Source organism: Gluconobacter sphaericus NBRC 12467 (assembly GCF_006539125.1).
Lineage (GTDB): Bacteria > Pseudomonadota > Alphaproteobacteria > Acetobacterales > Acetobacteraceae > Gluconobacter > Gluconobacter sphaericus.
Genome location: NZ_BJMK01000004.1, coordinates 1 through 14,639, shown reverse-complemented (window position 1 = coordinate 14,639; position 14,639 = coordinate 1). Strand labels below are relative to the sequence as shown.

14 protein-coding genes, 1 tRNA gene and 1 pseudogene are annotated in these 14,639 nt (G+C 56.5%); 10 read left to right on the top strand and 6 right to left on the bottom strand.

What is annotated here, in order from left to right; genetic code table 11:
* Positions 1-4 precede the first annotated feature (4 nt).
* Together radC and GSP01_RS04110 are read right to left on the bottom strand one after the other, a co-directional pair.
* Positions 5-718 (bottom strand): RadC family protein, encoded by a 714-nt coding sequence (gene radC, locus GSP01_RS04115; RefSeq protein ID WP_373320139.1) that lies wholly within the window; start codon positions 716-718, stop codon positions 5-7.
* A gap of 43 nt (positions 719-761) precedes the next feature.
* Positions 762-1,451: a JAB domain-containing protein gene (locus GSP01_RS04110; RefSeq protein ID WP_141351023.1), complete on the bottom strand. Its 690-nt coding sequence runs from the start codon at positions 1,449-1,451 to the stop codon at positions 762-764.
* 27 nt (positions 1,452-1,478) lie between these two features.
* Here GSP01_RS04110 and GSP01_RS04105 point away from each other — a divergent pair, with 27 nt between their 5' ends.
* From GSP01_RS04105 to GSP01_RS04085, 5 genes are read left to right on the top strand one after another with little or no spacing between them, the layout of a single operon-like run.
* Positions 1,479-3,701: an ATP-dependent helicase gene (locus GSP01_RS04105; protein ID WP_141351021.1), complete on the top strand. Its 2,223-nt coding sequence runs from the start codon at positions 1,479-1,481 to the stop codon at positions 3,699-3,701.
* Entirely contained in the window at positions 3,701-4,606 is a 906-nt protein-coding gene (locus tag GSP01_RS04100) for a 50S ribosomal protein L11 methyltransferase (protein ID WP_141351300.1), read from the top strand. Before GSP01_RS04105 ends, GSP01_RS04100 begins: the two co-directional genes overlap by 1 nt.
* Before the next feature lie 23 nt (positions 4,607-4,629).
* Entirely contained in the window at positions 4,630-5,151 is a 522-nt protein-coding gene (locus tag GSP01_RS04095; RefSeq protein ID WP_373320140.1) for a GNAT family N-acetyltransferase, read from the top strand.
* The gene (locus GSP01_RS04090; RefSeq protein ID WP_141351017.1) at positions 5,148-6,929 is read left to right on the top strand and encodes an aminopeptidase P family protein; all 1,782 of its coding nucleotides are present in this window, start codon (positions 5,148-5,150) and stop codon (positions 6,927-6,929) included. The genes GSP01_RS04095 and GSP01_RS04090 overlap by 4 nt, the downstream gene beginning before the upstream one ends.
* Positions 6,930-6,979: 50 nt before the next feature.
* Positions 6,980-7,816: a lytic transglycosylase domain-containing protein gene (locus tag GSP01_RS04085; protein WP_141351015.1), complete on the top strand. Its 837-nt coding sequence runs from the start codon at positions 6,980-6,982 to the stop codon at positions 7,814-7,816.
* Between the two features lie 371 nt (positions 7,817-8,187).
* Here GSP01_RS04085 and ruvX read toward each other — a convergent pair whose 3' ends face one another.
* On the bottom strand, positions 8,188-8,670 hold the full coding sequence (gene ruvX, locus GSP01_RS04080; protein ID WP_141351013.1) for a Holliday junction resolvase RuvX: 483 nt from the start codon (positions 8,668-8,670) through the stop codon (positions 8,188-8,190).
* 69 nt (positions 8,671-8,739) lie between these two features.
* Here ruvX and gatC point away from each other — a divergent pair, with 69 nt between their 5' ends.
* From gatC to GSP01_RS04055, 5 genes are all read left to right on the top strand, one after another.
* Positions 8,740-9,027 carry an Asp-tRNA(Asn)/Glu-tRNA(Gln) amidotransferase subunit GatC gene (gatC, locus tag GSP01_RS04075; RefSeq protein WP_041112482.1) on the top strand — a complete coding sequence of 96 codons (288 nt, stop codon included), beginning with the start codon at positions 8,740-8,742 and terminating at the stop codon, positions 9,025-9,027.
* The gene (gene gatA, locus GSP01_RS04070; protein ID WP_141351011.1) at positions 9,027-10,514 is read left to right on the top strand and encodes an Asp-tRNA(Asn)/Glu-tRNA(Gln) amidotransferase subunit GatA; all 1,488 of its coding nucleotides are present in this window, start codon (positions 9,027-9,029) and stop codon (positions 10,512-10,514) included. Before gatC ends, gatA begins: the two co-directional genes overlap by 1 nt.
* Positions 10,511-11,968 carry an Asp-tRNA(Asn)/Glu-tRNA(Gln) amidotransferase subunit GatB gene (gene gatB / locus GSP01_RS04065; RefSeq protein WP_141351009.1) on the top strand — a complete coding sequence of 486 codons (1,458 nt, stop codon included), beginning with the start codon at positions 10,511-10,513 and terminating at the stop codon, positions 11,966-11,968. Before gatA ends, gatB begins: the two co-directional genes overlap by 4 nt.
* Positions 11,969-12,059: 91 nt before the next feature.
* Positions 12,060-12,151: transfer RNA gene (locus tag GSP01_RS04060), tRNA-Ser, on the top strand.
* 109 nt (positions 12,152-12,260) lie between these two features.
* On the top strand, positions 12,261-12,866 hold the full coding sequence (locus tag GSP01_RS04055; protein ID WP_141351007.1) for a nucleoside 2-deoxyribosyltransferase: 606 nt from the start codon (positions 12,261-12,263) through the stop codon (positions 12,864-12,866).
* An 8-nt stretch (positions 12,867-12,874) separates the two neighbouring features.
* On the opposite strand, the gene GSP01_RS04050 is transcribed toward GSP01_RS04055, so the two are convergent.
* The 3 genes and pseudogenes from GSP01_RS04050 to GSP01_RS04040 all read right to left on the bottom strand — a co-directional run.
* Entirely contained in the window at positions 12,875-13,150 is a 276-nt protein-coding gene (locus tag GSP01_RS04050; RefSeq protein WP_255320860.1) for a hypothetical protein, read from the bottom strand.
* A 252-nt stretch (positions 13,151-13,402) separates the two neighbouring features.
* The gene (locus GSP01_RS04045) at positions 13,403-14,257 is read right to left on the bottom strand and encodes an SDR family NAD(P)-dependent oxidoreductase (protein ID WP_141351003.1); all 855 of its coding nucleotides are present in this window, start codon (positions 14,255-14,257) and stop codon (positions 13,403-13,405) included.
* Between the two features lie 295 nt (positions 14,258-14,552).
* Positions 14,553-14,639 (bottom strand): annotated as a pseudogene (locus tag GSP01_RS04040) (IS5/IS1182 family transposase); the annotation flags it as partial.

Sequence of the window (14,639 nt, the reverse complement as noted above, 5' to 3'; positions counted from 1 at the left end):
GGCTTTAGAGCAGGTTGCTGCGGCGAAAGCTGGTGTGCCGGCCGTTTCCGATGATGAAGTGGTCAGCAATCGTGACACCGATCACGTCGAGCGCCGCCTGAACCTGCCTAGTCATTTGAAGATCGGCTTCCGAGGGTGTGGGATCGCCGCTTGGATGATTGTGGACCAGAATCAGCGCGGTGGCGCCAATTTCCACGGCACGTCTGGCGACTTCCCTTGGATAGACAGGCGTATGATTGACCGTACCTCTGGCCTGCGCTTCGTCAGCAATCAGGCTGTTCTTTTCATTGAGAAACAGGATGCGAAACTGCTCGATATTTTCTCGCGCCAGACGGGCCGTGAGGTAGTCGAGAAGTTTCTGTTCATTGTCGAGCATATCCTCTGGTGGCAGGCGAGCACGGTTATAGCGAAGGGCCGATTCGTGAATCACACGGAGCATGGGCAGCATTTGTGTGCCCATATCTGAGATGCTTTCGAGTTCCCGGTCAGTGGCGGACAGGACCGCAGCCAGGGATCCGAAACGGGCAAAAAGGTTGTGCGACAGTGCGGCACTGCCCGTTTCCCGCCCGGTAAGCAGTGTTGTCAGGAGGTGCAGTAGGGTCGCGTCGTTCAGGTGGCGTCCCCGTCCCGTCAGCAGGGCCAGCGATGGATCTATTTCGGGAAGAGCATCCGTTAGCGCAGTGAGCTGTCGCAGATCGGCTGACGACAGGCCTGTCATGCTATCCGAAAACCCGGGCGCTCCAGCGTCCCTGTCGTCCATCTTACAGTAGCCCTTCTTGACGAAAACCAACAGGACGTCCCTCACCTGTGACAAGTACGTCGTGAAGTGTGATGGACAGGGGCCGCATCGCGAAGTCCAGTTGTCGGGCCGATTGTGACAGGTCCGCAGGACGTTCCTTAGGATGAATGTGAAAACCGATCAGGGCTGTAGCATGCAGTGCGAGGGCCCGGATAGCGATGGCTCGGTTGCGATCCGCAAGACTGTTGGTCTCAGGAGCAACTTCATCCGCCAGTAATCGGTTGCGATTGTCGAGATAGAGCAGCCGGAACTGCCCCGGGATGCCGCCTTCGAGTGCTTGTGCGAGATAGGCCGTGAGCTGTTCCCAGTTGCTCAGTGTCGGACGTTCACGCTGTTCCGAAGAGGCTAGACGTTCGGCGGCTACGCCTGGAAGACGCAGGACCCTGATCGCATCATCTTTCAGACCCGCAGTGCGCAGTGCGTGTGTAGGTGCGCGGAAAACATCCAGCAGACTGCCAAAATGGCCGATCAGTCCCTTGGCGAGCGGTTTTGTATCCTTGCGCGGAACACATGCGAAGAGCAGCATTTCAAGGATTTCGTAATCGGCGAGCGTGTGAGCGCCATTAGCCCGAACGCGTGCACGCATTCGGGCGCGGTGTCCCTGGGGTCCTGTGCCGCGTGTCAGATCGATCTGGGGATAAGTGTTGGCCATGATCGTATCTCACTCTATATCGGGAGGGTGCCGCAAGATCTACCTTCCCCTACACCCGAGTATCTCTCCCGCCTCAATCCGGAGCAGAGACGTGCCATTGAGACAACCGAAGGGCCGCTCCTTATTCTGGCAGGTGCAGGAACGGGCAAGACGCGCGTTCTGACGACGCGCTTTGCGCATATTCTCCTGACTGGGCGCGCCTATCCAAGCCAGATTTTGGCCGTGACCTTTACGAACAAGGCAGCTCGCGAAATGCGCGAGCGCGTCAGCGCGATTCTGGGCGAGCCAGCCGAAGGGCTGTGGCTGGGAACGTTCCATTCGATCTGTGCGCGGATGCTGCGGCGTCACGCGGAATATGTCGGGCTGACAAGCAGCTTCAACATTCTCGATACGGATGACCAGATCCGGCTTCTCAAGCAGGTCATGGAGCCGTGGAAGATCGACACCAAACGCTGGCCGCAGAACCAGCTCATGGGGATCATCCAGCGTTGGAAAGATCGCGGGCTGACGCCTGACCGGGTAACCTCGGCCGAAGATTCCGATTTTGCAAATGGTCATGCGCTGGCGATCTACCGGGCGTATCAGGAGCGTCTGATTGCGCTCAATACGTGCGATTTCGGCGATTTGATGCTTCACATGACGGAGATTCTGCGCAACCAGTCCAATGTTCTGGCACAGTATCACCGAATCTTTCGATACATTCTCGTGGACGAGTATCAGGACACGAATACGGTTCAGTATTTGTGGCTGCGTCTACTGGCTAAGCGCGAACATGGACCGTCCAACATTGCCTGCGTGGGTGATGATGATCAGTCCATTTATTCTTGGCGCGGGGCGGAAGTTGAGAACATCCTGCGCTTCGAGAAGGATTTTCCGGGGGCGGAAGTCGTGCGTCTGGAGCGGAATTATCGTTCGACAGCACAGATCCTCGCGGCTGCTGCCGGGCTGATCGCGCATAACGAAGGACGACTTGGCAAGACGCTGCGGCCCGGACGCGATGATGCGCAGGGCGAAAAGGTCCAGATCATCGGGGTGCGCGATTCGGATGAGGAGGCGCGGATCGTGGGGGGCGCCATCGAGCATCTGCGCGGCGATGGGCATTCGTTGTCGGAAAGCGCTATTCTGATGCGCGCTGGTTTCCAGACGCGGCCGTTTGAAGAACGGTTGATGATGATTGGCATCCCTTATCGCGTTGTTGGCGGCCTTCGATTCTACGAACGCTCCGAAATCCGGGACTGTCTGGCGTATCTGCGTGTGTTGTCACAGCCCGCGGATGATTTGGCATTTGAGCGGATCATCAATCTTCCCAAACGTGGGGTGGGTGCCGTGGCGGTGCAGAAACTGCATACGCAGGCGCGCGCTCTGCCTGGACCGCTGACGGCTGCTGTGGTCTGGCAGATTCAGGAAGGGCTGCTCAAGGGGAAGTCGAAGGAGGCGTTAGACGGTCTGATGGCGGCGTTCCAGCGGGCGAAGGCGACGCTTGAGACCGAAGGGCATGTTGTTGCGGCCGAGCAGCTTCTTGAAGACAGTGGCTATCTGCAGATGTGGCGGGATGACCGATCCGTCGAAGCGCCGGGACGGCTGGACAATATCCGCGAGCTTCTGCGGGCTCTCGGAGAGTTCGGGACGCTTCAGGGCTTTCTGGAGCATGTGGCGCTCGTTATGGATACCGAGAGTGAGACGTCCGATGACAAGGTCAGTCTCATGACGCTGCATGGTGCTAAGGGACTGGAGTTCGACACCGTGTTCCTGCCGGGCTGGGAAGAGGGTGTGTTCCCCTCCCAGCGGTCGCTTGACGAGGGCGGCAACCGGGCACTCGAGGAAGAGCGGCGGCTGGCCTATGTGGGGCTGACGCGCGCGCGGCGTCGGGCGATCGTGCTGCATGCGGCGAGTCGGCGGATCTATGCGAACTGGCAGTCTTCGATGCCCAGCCGTTTTATCGAGGAAATCCCGTCTGAATATGTGCAACTGACGGGGCAGGCGTTCGAGACACGCCGGCAGGCTGCGGCGGCGCCGTCCATGTTCGCGTCCGGTCCGTTGACGAGTACGCGACCGTCAGGCTTCCGTGCTTCGCGTCCGAAAATCCATGATGTAAAGCCGGAGCCGACCGTTGCGATCGGGGCGACGGTCTTTCATCACAGGTTCGGCGAAGGCACCGTCATCGGTGCTGACGGGTCACAGTTGCATATCAATTTTGAAAATGGTGGCGTTAAACGCGTCATGGCAAATTTCGTGGAGATCAGATCGTGATGGCACCCCGCAGCATTGGCCGTCGTCATGCCAGTGCGCTCGAAACCCTGTCCATCACGGTGGAAGAGCCCTTCGTTCCCCTGTTCGAGCAGGCGCTGATGTGCGCTTGCGAGACGGTCGGTATTTTCGAAGCCGATGATGCGCAGAAATACTGGCGTGTGGAAGGCGTGAAAGATACGGGATTCAAGGAAGACGAACTGGAAAATGCTCTGACGGTTGCTCGGCTTCTGACCGGTTGTGAAGCGGAACTTGAGCGGACCCCGACAGAATCTGAAGGTTGGCTGGCCCGGACCTATGAATCCTTCCCGCAGCAGAATGTGGGTAAGCGCTTTGCCATTCGCGGTACCCATCTGCATGGCGCACCGGATCAGTCCCGCCTGACGATTACGCTGGATGCGGGAATAGCGTTCGGTTCGGGCGAGCATGGCTCGACGCGTGGTTGTCTCCGAGCGCTGGAGATGGTCGCTTATCGTAAGCCGCAGCGTATTCTGGATATGGGTTGCGGTTCCGGTATTCTGGCGATGGCGGCGGCGAAGTTGCTGCACCGACCGGTTCTCGCCGTTGATATCGAGCCCTGGTCTGTGCGGACGGCCAAGCTCAATGCGCGGCTGAATGGTCAGGGCAATCTGCTGGACTGTCGTTTTGGTAATGGCTGGCAGACCGAGGCAGTGCGTGCCAAGGCGCCCTATGATCTGGTCTTCGCCAACATTCTCGCCCGTCCGCTATGCCGGATGGCGCAGTCCCTGGCGCTGAACCTTGCGCCGAACGGGACGGCCATTCTGGCTGGTCTGCTTTACAGTCAGGCGCGGATGGTGCTGGTAGCACATCAGCGTCAGGGTCTTGTGCTGGAGCGTATCCTGCGTGAAGGCGACTGGGCCACGTTGATCCTGCGCCGTCGCGGCTGATGGGTGTGCCGGGATCATTGCCGTTGATCCGGGAGGCTGGACCTGACGATCTGCCGGCTATTCTGCGGATAACCAATGATGCCATTGAAAATACCGATGCGCTCTGGATAACGACGCCTTTTACGCTGGAGCAGCGGCGTCAGTGGTTCGAGGATAGGCTGGTAAAAGGCTACCCGGTGTTAGTCGCTGTTGATACGGCTGGCGAAGTTGCAGGGTATGGCTCCTATGGCTCTTTCCGGGCCTATGAAGGCTATGCACGGACTGTTGAGCATTCTGTTTATGTTGCCTCCTCGCACCAGCGTCGGGGTGTCGGGAACAGCCTTCTACATGCCCTGATCAATCACGCCAGGGACGCGGGCTTTCATGTCATGGTGGCCGGAATTACGGCGGACAACGCTGCTTCGGTCGCGATGCACGATGAGTTTGGTTTCCGCAATTGTGGCACGCTTCCGCAGGTCGGTCGCAAACGCGGCCGCTGGCTGGATCTGCTGTTTATGACACTCTGCCTTGACGATTTTCCAACTATGGAAAAGGACTTTTCATGACCCTGTCCTCCATCCCGCTCAGCGAGCGCCCTGCCCTCGTCCGCAAAGCCTGTAAGGCGCTGGGCGTTGACGGTTTCATCATCCCGCGTGGTGATGAATATCTCGGCGAATATGTCGCTCCCTGCGCCGAGCGCCTGGCCTGGCTGACGGGCTTTACGGGAAGTGCGGGGCTGGCGGCGATCCTTCCGGAAGTCGCCGCCGTGTTCTCCGACGGGCGTTATACGGTGCAGATGGAAGAGCAGGTTCCCCATGACCTGTGGGAGCGTCGTCATGTCGCGCTGGAACCGCTTTCCGACTGGCTGGCGGAGCACGCGAAGGGGCTGAAAATCGCCTATGATCCGCGTCTGGTCAGTCGGTCCATGCTGGCGTCGTGGCAGATAGCTGGCGTGGAGCTTGTCCCGTTGTCACGTAATCCCATTGATCAGGCCTGGACGGATCGTCCTGCGGCGCCAGCTGGTCCGGTGGTGCCGCAGACGCTGGAATTTTCGGGAGAAATCAGCGCGGACAAGCGCAGGCGTCTTGGCGATGCTCTGCGCAAGGCAGGGCAGGATGCAGCTGTCATTGCGGATTGCACCTCCTTGGCTTGGCTTCTGAACATCCGTGGCAGTGACGTTCCCCTCACCCCCGTAGCGCATGGCTATGCGATCCTGCACGCGGACGGGACGGCAGAATGGTTCGTCTCATCCGATCGTCTGTCGGAGGGTGTGCTGGAGGTCTGTGGCCCTGGTGTGACAGTCTGTTCGCCGGCGGATCTGGCGAATCGGCTTGAGGCCCTCAAGGGCAGGACCGTGCGGGTGGATCCGGTTACGACAGCTGTATGGTTCGACACCACGCTTGCCGCTGCCGGTGCGACGGTTGTGGATGGAACCGATCCCTGCACACTGCCCAAAGCCATCAAGAACACCATAGAGCAGGACGGTGCACGGAAAGCTCATGCTCTTGATGGTGTGGCGATGGCCCGTTTCCTGCATTCCCTGACAGTATCGGGGATCGGCCAGCACGAGACGGATCTCGTCACTCGGCTGGATGGTCTGCGTGCCCAATCTACCGATTACCGAGAACAGAGCTTCGACGCCATTTCCGCCGTCGGCCCGAATGGTGCCTTTCCCCATTACCGGGCACAGGTTGGTCACGATCGGATTCTTGAAGCTGGAAGTGTGTATCTGATCGACAGCGGCGGGCAATATCCGTTTGGTACGACCGATATTACTCGCACGCTCTGGGTGGGCGATCAGGAGCCGCCGGCTCATGTTAGTGAAGCATTCACACGTGTCCTGAAGGGCAATATCGCCCTCTCCCGCATCCGCTTTCCGTCTGGCACGACCGGTCATCGGCTGGACGTTTTGGCGCGTGCGGCGTTGTGGCAGGTCGGTATGGACTACGATCATGGTACCGGACATGGAATCGGGAGTTATCTGTCGGTCCATGAAGGCCCGCAGAATATTTCCCCTGTCCCGCGCCCGGTGTCCCTTGAAGCCGGCATGATCGTGTCCAATGAGCCTGGTTATTATGAACCAGGACAGTATGGAATTCGGATCGAAAACCTGATGCTGGTGCGGCCTTCTTCTTTCAAGGGCAGCAAGGGTACGTTTCTGGAGTTCGAGATCCTGAGCTATACGCCAATTGACTACAGACTGATCGATGTCGCCCTTCTCAACGATGCGGAACTGAACTGGCTGAACGCCTATCATGCAGAAGTTCAGGCACGGGTTTCACCGCATGTCGAGCCGGATGTAGCTGCGTGGCTGTCGGAGGTCTGCAAACCGCTTGTTCGGTAAAGTTGCAGGTATAACCGTTTTTTTTACCTTTCCCGATTATATACAGGATAATGATCGGGAAAGTTCTCCTCCTTGGCTTTGTCATGACGCTTTCTGGCGTATCGGTTGCGCGGGCTTATGATGCGTCATCTGTCTGTAAGATGGCAGTGCACGCTGCCGAGCAGCAGGCCGGAATCCCACCCCGCCTTCTGGATGCCATCAGTCGCGTGGAGAGCGGCCGGCGAGATCCAAATGGTACTGCGACCGTGGCATGGCCGTGGACCGTCAATGCGGCTGGAAAAGGTTACTTCTACGAAAGCAGGGAGGAAGCCATCGCGGCGGTCCGTGATTTTCAGGCGAATGGGATCGTTTCGATCGATGTGGGCTGCATGCAGATCAATCTGCGCCATCATCCCGATGCATTTTTCTCGCTCGAAGATGCTTTCGATCCCTACAGCAATGCCCGCTACGGGGCCCGTTTTCTGTCTGGACTGCACAACCAGCTTCAGGGTTGGCCAGCCGCGACGGCTGCTTATCACTCCCTCACCCCGGCTCTTGGCGCCGATTATGCCCGTCATGTTCTGGCTATCTGGAACGGGCAGCCCGACAGCTACAGACCGCCTGATTTTCTTCCACAGCTGATCATGACCGCGTCTGGGTTACAGATCAAACTTCCAAGTGCCAGGCCCGCACCTTATTTTGCACTAAACAGACAGGCCGGATTTTCCGAGCGTTCTGCATCGCGTATGGAAACGATGCCATCGGTTCACATGGTGTCTTATGCGCCTCCACCCCGTATAATTCACCATGCAGTTGGTCAGGTGGGGAGTGTTTTGCCAGTAAGAGGGCGGCGGGATCTTGCGTCCTATCGCGCCATGCCGGTCCGGCTGGCCTGGCGACAGCGCTGATCAGTATCCGGACCAGCCGCTACCAACGCCTGCATAGGCCCCGTGAGATAATGGATGGTGTTGGCTGACGGGGGCGCTCCCGTCCTCGGGGTCGTGAGCGCAAGCTGACAGTCCCAGAAAAAGCGTCATGATCAACACACGAAACATCACGTCACAGTCCCCTTTACAATTTGAAATTGTCCGCCGGAAAACCCGGACCAATATGGTTCGTTTTAACTTCATGATTGGAGAAAGATCATGAAGTTCCTGTTCTGTCTGTTTATGGGTGCCATGACGGCCCAAATATGGCTCCGCGTCCTAGCCGATACATCGTCACGCTCCGCCTTGATTGGAAGCAAAGGCGTCTGATCCGAAGAAATTTTTCTGTCAGATCAGAAGATTTCGGGCGATTCCGGGCGTGATGAATCGAGCCAGCCTTGAAGCATATAAGCCGCGGCCATCTTGTCGACGACCTCTGCTCTTCGCCCGCGTGTCATGTCGGCATCCTTGATCAGGAAACGGTTGACGGCACTTGAGGATAGGCGTTCGTCCCACAGTCCTGCGGGAATCCCGAGTTTTTCCGACAGGGCCTGTGTCCAGTCCGATGCGGCGCGTGCCGCCGGGCCAAAAGATCCATCCAGTGATAATGGCAATCCGACGACCAGGGCTCCTACGTCCTGTGTGCGTACGATCTTAGCCAGTTCCTGCGCATTTTCGCTCAATTTCCGGCGTTTGAGGCCGATCAGAGGTGATGCCAGAATGAGTGTGACATCGGTCAGGGCAACGCCGATGGTCTTCGATCCGGGGTCGAGACCGAGGACGCGTTGATCGGACTGAAGAAGATTACGGAGGTCATGTGGATTGAACAGGGGCATAGCACGGCGTTATGATCCCCCTGACGGCTGAAAAGCCACCATAAAATTTCCTCTTGTTCAGGAATATTCATGTCGCTCGACGCGAAAACGGTTACGCGCATCGCCAGACTGGCGAGGATTGGTCTCCAGCCCGAAGAGGTTGAAACCCTCGGGAAGGATATGGGCTCCATCATCGATTGGGTAGAGCAGCTCAAGGAAGTGGACGTTACGGGCGTCGACCCCATGATCGGCACGGGTCTCGCAAAGCCCCGTCTGCGCGAAGACCGCGTTACGGATGGCAACTGCCGTGACAAGGTTCTTTCCAACGCCCCTGAGCGGGAAGGCCCATTCTATACGGTTCCGAAGGTGGTCGAATAATGTCCAGCATTCATGATCTTACGCTGGCTTCGGCCCGGGATGCGCTCAAGGCACGCAAGATTTCCGCAGTCGAGCTGACGAACGCCCATATTGACGCGATCGAGCGTCTGGACGGTCAGCTCAACAGCTTCATTACCCGTACTCCTGATCAGGCTCGTGAGGCTGCCAAGGTTTCCGATGAAGCTCTGGCCAAGGGTGAAGGCGGCAGCCTTTGCGGGATTCCGTTGGGCATCAAGGATCTGTTCTGCACGAATGGTGTCCGTACCACGGCTGCCAGCAAGATCCTCGGCAATTTCGTACCGCCTTACGAAAGTACGGTAACGGCCAACCTGCTCAAGGATGGCGCTGTTTTCCTTGGTAAGCTGAATCTTGATGAATTCGCCATGGGGTCTGCGAACCTGACCTCTGCCTTTGGCCCGGTCGAAAATCCCTGGAAACGCAAGGGGTCTGACGTAAAGCTGGTTCCGGGCGGCTCTTCGGGTGGTTCTGCAGCTGCTGTAGCGGCTGGGCTCGTTCTGGGTGCTACGGGTACGGATACAGGTGGCTCCATCCGTCAGCCGGCAGCATTCACGGGTATTGCCGGGATCAAGCCGACTTATGGTCGCTGCTCGCGGTTTGGAACAATCGCCTTCGCAAGTTCGCTGGATCAGGCTGGTCCGATGGCGCGTAACCTTCAGGACTGCGCCATTCTGCTTGAGTCGATGGCCGGGTTTGATCCACGCGACTCAACGAGCGTTGATACGCCTGTTCCGCATTACGAAGCAGCGCTCAAGCGCGGTGTGAAAGGTCTGCGCGTTGGTATTCCCAAGGAATATCACGTCGAGGGCATGCCAGCTGAGATCGAGGCGCTCTGGCAGCAGGGTATGGACTGGCTGCGAGATGCCGGTGCGGAAATCGTTGAGGTTTCCCTGCCGCATACGAAGTACGGTCTGCCGACCTACTACATTGCTGCTCTGGCCGAGGCGTCGTCGAACCTGGCTCGTTATGATGGTGTCCGGTTTGGTGAGCGCGTCAGTGCGCCGACGTTGGATGGCCTGTATGAAGCCAGCCGTGCCGCCGGGTTCGGTGATGAGGTCAAACGCCGCATCTTGATCGGAACGCATGTGCTGTCCTCAGGTTATTACGATGCCTATTACCTGCGTGCACAGAAGGTTCGGACGCTGATTCAGCAAGACTTCCTTAAGGCGTTTGAGAAGGTCGATGTGCTTCTGACGCCGACAGCTCCATCCGGCGCTTTTGCGCAGGATGAGAAGCCGAGCGATCCAGTGCAGATGTATCTCAATGACGTATTCACGGTTCCGGCCAGCATGGCGGGTGTCCCTGCCCTGTCTGTCCCGGCTGGTCTGGATGCGCGTGGCGTGCCGCTTGGATTACAGCTCATCGGTAAGTTTTTTGATGAAGAGACGCTGATTGCAGCTGGTCATGCCATCGAGCAGGCTGCGGCATTCCATTACAGACCTACCATTCATGCAGGAGTGTCGGCATGAGCTATCGTATCACCGGCAACACCGGCGAATGGGAAATCGTTGTCGGTCTGGAAGTTCATGCCCAGGTCGTCAGCGAGGCCAAGCTCTTTTCCGGCGCTTCGGCGGAATATGGCGGCGAGCCGAACACGCATGTCAGCCTCGTCGACGCCGGTTTTCCGGGTATGCTTCCGGTCCTGAACCAGGAATGTGTTGCTCAGGCCGTCCGCACAGGTCTGGGACTTGAAGCTGAGGTCAACCTGTTCAGCCGGTTTGATCGCAAGAACTACTTCTATGCTGATCTGCCCACCGGGTATCAGATTAGCCAGTTTGCCCATCCGATCATTGGCAAGGGCAAAGTTCTGGTTGATCTGGCCGATGGCAGTACGCGCGAAATCGGCGTAACGCGGCTTCATCTGGAGCAAGATGCGGGCAAGTCGATCCATGATCAGGATCCGACGCGCTCATTCATCGACCTGAACCGGGCCGGTGTTGCGCTGATGGAAATCGTCAGTGAGCCGGATATCCGTTCGCCTGAGGAAGCCGGTGCTTATCTGCGCAAGCTGCGCCAAATCCTGCGTTATATCGGCACTTGCGATGGTAACATGGAAGAAGGCTCCATGCGCGCCGACGTGAACGTGTCGGTCCGCAAGCCGGGTGAGACCGAGTATCGCACGCGCTGCGAGATTAAGAACGTCAACTCCATCCGTTTCGTGATGATGGCGATTGAGGTCGAGGCGCAGCGTCAGATCGAGGTTTGGGAAGCTGGTGGAACCGTCGATCAGGAAACGCGTCTGTTCGACCATGTGCGTGGCGAAACCCGCTCCCTGCGGAGCAAGGAAGATGCGCATGACTATCGCTACTTCCCTGATCCGGACCTGCTGCCGCTGCTGATCGAGCAGTCCTGGGTTGATGAACTCAAGGCGGCTCTGCCGGAACTGCCAGAAGCCAAGCGTGTGCGTCTGGAGCAGGAATACGGCGTCAGCCGTTATGAGTCGTCCGTGCTTTGCGTCGAGCAGGCAGTCGCTGATTTCTATGAGACTGTAGCGCGTGGTGCAGATGCACGTCTGGCAGCTAACTGGATGCTGGGCGACTTCTTCGCAGCATTGAATCGCACGGGCCGTTCGATCGAGGACAGCCCGGTCAGTGCGGAAGGTCTGCGGGAACTACTGGGTCTGATTTCCAATTCCACGATCAATGGAAAGATCGCCAAGGAAGTTCTCGAAGACATGGTCGAGACGGGTGATTCTGCTTCTGCCATCGTCGAGCGCAAGGGCCTGCGTCAGGTGACTGACACCGGAGCAATCGAGAACGCCATCCGTGAAATCCTGGCGGCAAACAGCGACAAGGTCGAGGAATACAAGAGCGGCAAGGACAAGCTTTTCGGTTTCTTTGTTGGTCAGACGATGAAGGCCATGAAGGGTAAGGGTAATCCTGCCCTCGTGAATGAAACTCTAAAGAAACTTCTTTCAGAGTAAGGCAAAAAAAATGTTCTTAGGGGGTTTGACCGCAATGCGGTTACCCCCTAAGAACACTCCTGCATACGCCGTGTGAACCGCGTAAGAAAGCGGAGGGGTGGCCGAGAGGCTGAAGGCGGCGGATTGCTAATCCGTTATACGATGTAAGTCGTATCGTGGGTTCGAATCCCATCCCCTCCGCCAGTGCGATCTCAAAAAATATGAAATTCAGTTCTTTGGAAGCTGTCCGTTGATCCATTGAATGGGTCTGCCTTATCAGGCTTTCTTCATGGTCGGAGAAAGGCTTGGATTTATGTCAGAAAATCTTATTCCAGTTTATCTGGCGGGCGATCTGGTGTTTCGTTCGGAAGCCCTCGCCCTTTTCGCAAAACTGAAGTCGATCTGTGCAGAGTATGGCTTGGAGGGCGTGGCACCCTTTGACGGTCAAGTTGAGGCGCGCCTTCTGCCGCCTGGTCGCGAAACCATTCTTGCGTTTGTCTGTGCGGATCGTGATCTGATGGACCGCTGCGCTGCGGGGCTGTTCTGTATTGATCCGTTCCGTCGTTCCCCGGAAATGGATCCGGGAACAGCTGTGGAAATCGGCTATATGATGGGTCTGGGCAAGCCAATGGAAGCCTATACCGTGGACGGACGTCTTTATTCTGAAAAGGTCGAGGTGTACTGGCGCGATATTCTGAAACAGGATTTGCGCAAGCGCGAGGAAAGTGATGCGCCTTCCTCAGGCAGTATGGAAGATCCTGACGGCATGTTGGTCCATTCCGAAGGTTTGCTTCAGAATGGAATGGTGGAGGGCTTTATTGGTATGGCTGGTGGCCAGGTTTCCATCCAACGGGATTTCTTTCTGGCCTTCCGGAGGGCGGCTGAACGCCTTTCCTTGCGGTTGCACGCAAGGGGTTAGCTGATCGATCAGCTTTTTGCGTAGATGCCCTGACGGCAGCGTGATGCTAGATTACAGACATTGCAGACGACGGTCATGGAAGGATCGTCGTTGAAAGAACAGCTTGACGGACGTTCTAGAGCATACCCTAGAGCTGGAGGTTTTGTCTGGAATGCCGTCACGACCCGCGTTATCCAGTTCTGAAGCTGCTGTGGCAGCTCCTCGTGATGGTGAGTCCACCATAGGATGTCATCGGTTGTACGCTCAATCTGCTGCGCAAGCTGGTCGGGAGACCATTGGGTCACTTGCAGAAAATCAGTCAACGTTACACTGGGCACGTTACAGCCTTCCGAAAGTGTAAAACAGAAATAAAAGTGTAAAACAGAAATAAAAGTGTAAAAGGCTTCTAATTTTCCGTCAATAAATCGTAAAAATTTTCTCGAGAACTATAAAATTTTTTATTATTCAACAATGCTATCGTTTTGTTTCAATATTTATCTAAATGTAACACGCTCTCCAAAGTAACGATGGCGACTGAGCGAAGTGGTGACGATTTATTATTTGTGTGTGACTAAAGAAGCGGTTGCTTTGCGTTTCAGGAATCGCCGCAACCCGATTCGCCCGACCTTTTCAAGAAGTGGCGTTGTGATGTGCAGTAACCACGGCATGATCAGACAGGCGTGGGCAAAAAGGCCGTCTATCCTAGGTAGGAAGATTTCACACCCAACCCCTTCGCTGGTGCGGATAATCATTCTGGCTACATATCGGGCCGACAGGGGCTGATTGACGAAATTCAGAACAGACCCTCCATCCTGCGTTTCCTGTTCAAGCATCCGGGTATCAACAGCGGCAAGAAATATGGACGAAATTCTCAGTGTCTTGGGGGTGAATTCAAGGGCTAGTGAACGCGCAAAGCCTCTGAGGCCGAATTTCGTTGCACTGTATACAGAGCTTCCCTGCAAGGGCATTACACCAGCTATGGAATTGACGAATATGATATGCCCATTGGGAGACAATGCAGGAAGAAGTTGACTAGTCATGAGGATTGGTGATGTTAGATTGATTGCCATCTGCTCTTCAAGGCTATGTTGCGTTATATCCTTGGTTGCTTCAGGCTGTATTTTTCCTGCGCAATGAATCAGAAGTCCGATGGGTCGGTTTCTGTCCCGGATTGCGGTACTGACAGTCTGAAGATCTGATGGTTTTGTCAGATCACAGAAAACAGCTTCAAACCGGCCTTTGCCGCTGGAGATTTGTTCTTTCGCCTTATGGGGTTGACGCGTCAGCAAAAGGACATCCCATCCCTGCTCCAGCAGGAGCTCCGCGATTTCACACCCAATTCCACCCGTTCCGCCAGTCATGACGGCAAATGACGGCACCGTTATCCTTTTTTTGAAGGAAAAGGGATTCATGTAATGTGCGAGCAGGTCAGAGTTTGAGGCGTCAGGAAATGCATGATCAACTTTCTGAATAAGGCGCTTGCGTCTTCATAACGCGATAACACTTTGCGTCCTATGGTTTTTTGGGGACCAGATCCGGAGAGAGCTGCCTGTACATATGCTGTAAGTAAAGCACTAAGCAGGGGGGGGGCACAGAAAGATGTGACCCTATGACTTCTAGTCAGTCACCGTTGCACAGGCCGTCCAGCAATACGTCCAGTGTGGCTTGTACCGGTTTGACTCCTGCCTTCTTTTCGACAAACTAGGCTCATGGCCAGAAGATGACGGTTGCAGCGAGGCAGATGGCAGAGAAGAAGGCGTTTGGGCATCTGTCGTAGCGTGTTGCGACACGTCG

Bases quoted from the DNA above. Each gene is read 5' to 3' on its own strand.
- GSP01_RS04045 (WP_141351003.1), bottom strand. From the start codon at position 14,257: ATGAATCCCTTTTCCTTCAAAAAAAGGATAACGGTGCCGTCATTTGCC.
- gatA (WP_141351011.1), top strand. From the start codon at position 9,027: ATGTCCAGCATTCATGATCTTACGCTGGCTTCGGCCCGGGATGCGCTC.
- gatC (WP_041112482.1), top strand. From the start codon at position 8,740: ATGTCGCTCGACGCGAAAACGGTTACGCGCATCGCCAGACTGGCGAGG.
- GSP01_RS04090 (WP_141351017.1), top strand. From the start codon at position 5,148: ATGACCCTGTCCTCCATCCCGCTCAGCGAGCGCCCTGCCCTCGTCCGC.
- radC (WP_373320139.1), bottom strand. From the start codon at position 718: ATGACAGGCCTGTCGTCAGCCGATCTGCGACAGCTCACTGCGCTAACG.
- GSP01_RS04055 (WP_141351007.1), top strand. From the start codon at position 12,261: ATGTCAGAAAATCTTATTCCAGTTTATCTGGCGGGCGATCTGGTGTTT.
- gatB (WP_141351009.1), top strand. From the start codon at position 10,511: ATGAGCTATCGTATCACCGGCAACACCGGCGAATGGGAAATCGTTGTC.
- GSP01_RS04110 (WP_141351023.1), bottom strand. From the start codon at position 1,451: ATGGCCAACACTTATCCCCAGATCGATCTGACACGCGGCACAGGACCC.
- GSP01_RS04100 (WP_141351300.1), top strand. From the start codon at position 3,701: ATGGCACCCCGCAGCATTGGCCGTCGTCATGCCAGTGCGCTCGAAACC.
- GSP01_RS04085 (WP_141351015.1), top strand. From the start codon at position 6,980: ATGATCGGGAAAGTTCTCCTCCTTGGCTTTGTCATGACGCTTTCTGGC.
- ruvX (WP_141351013.1), bottom strand. From the start codon at position 8,670: ATGCCCCTGTTCAATCCACATGACCTCCGTAATCTTCTTCAGTCCGAT.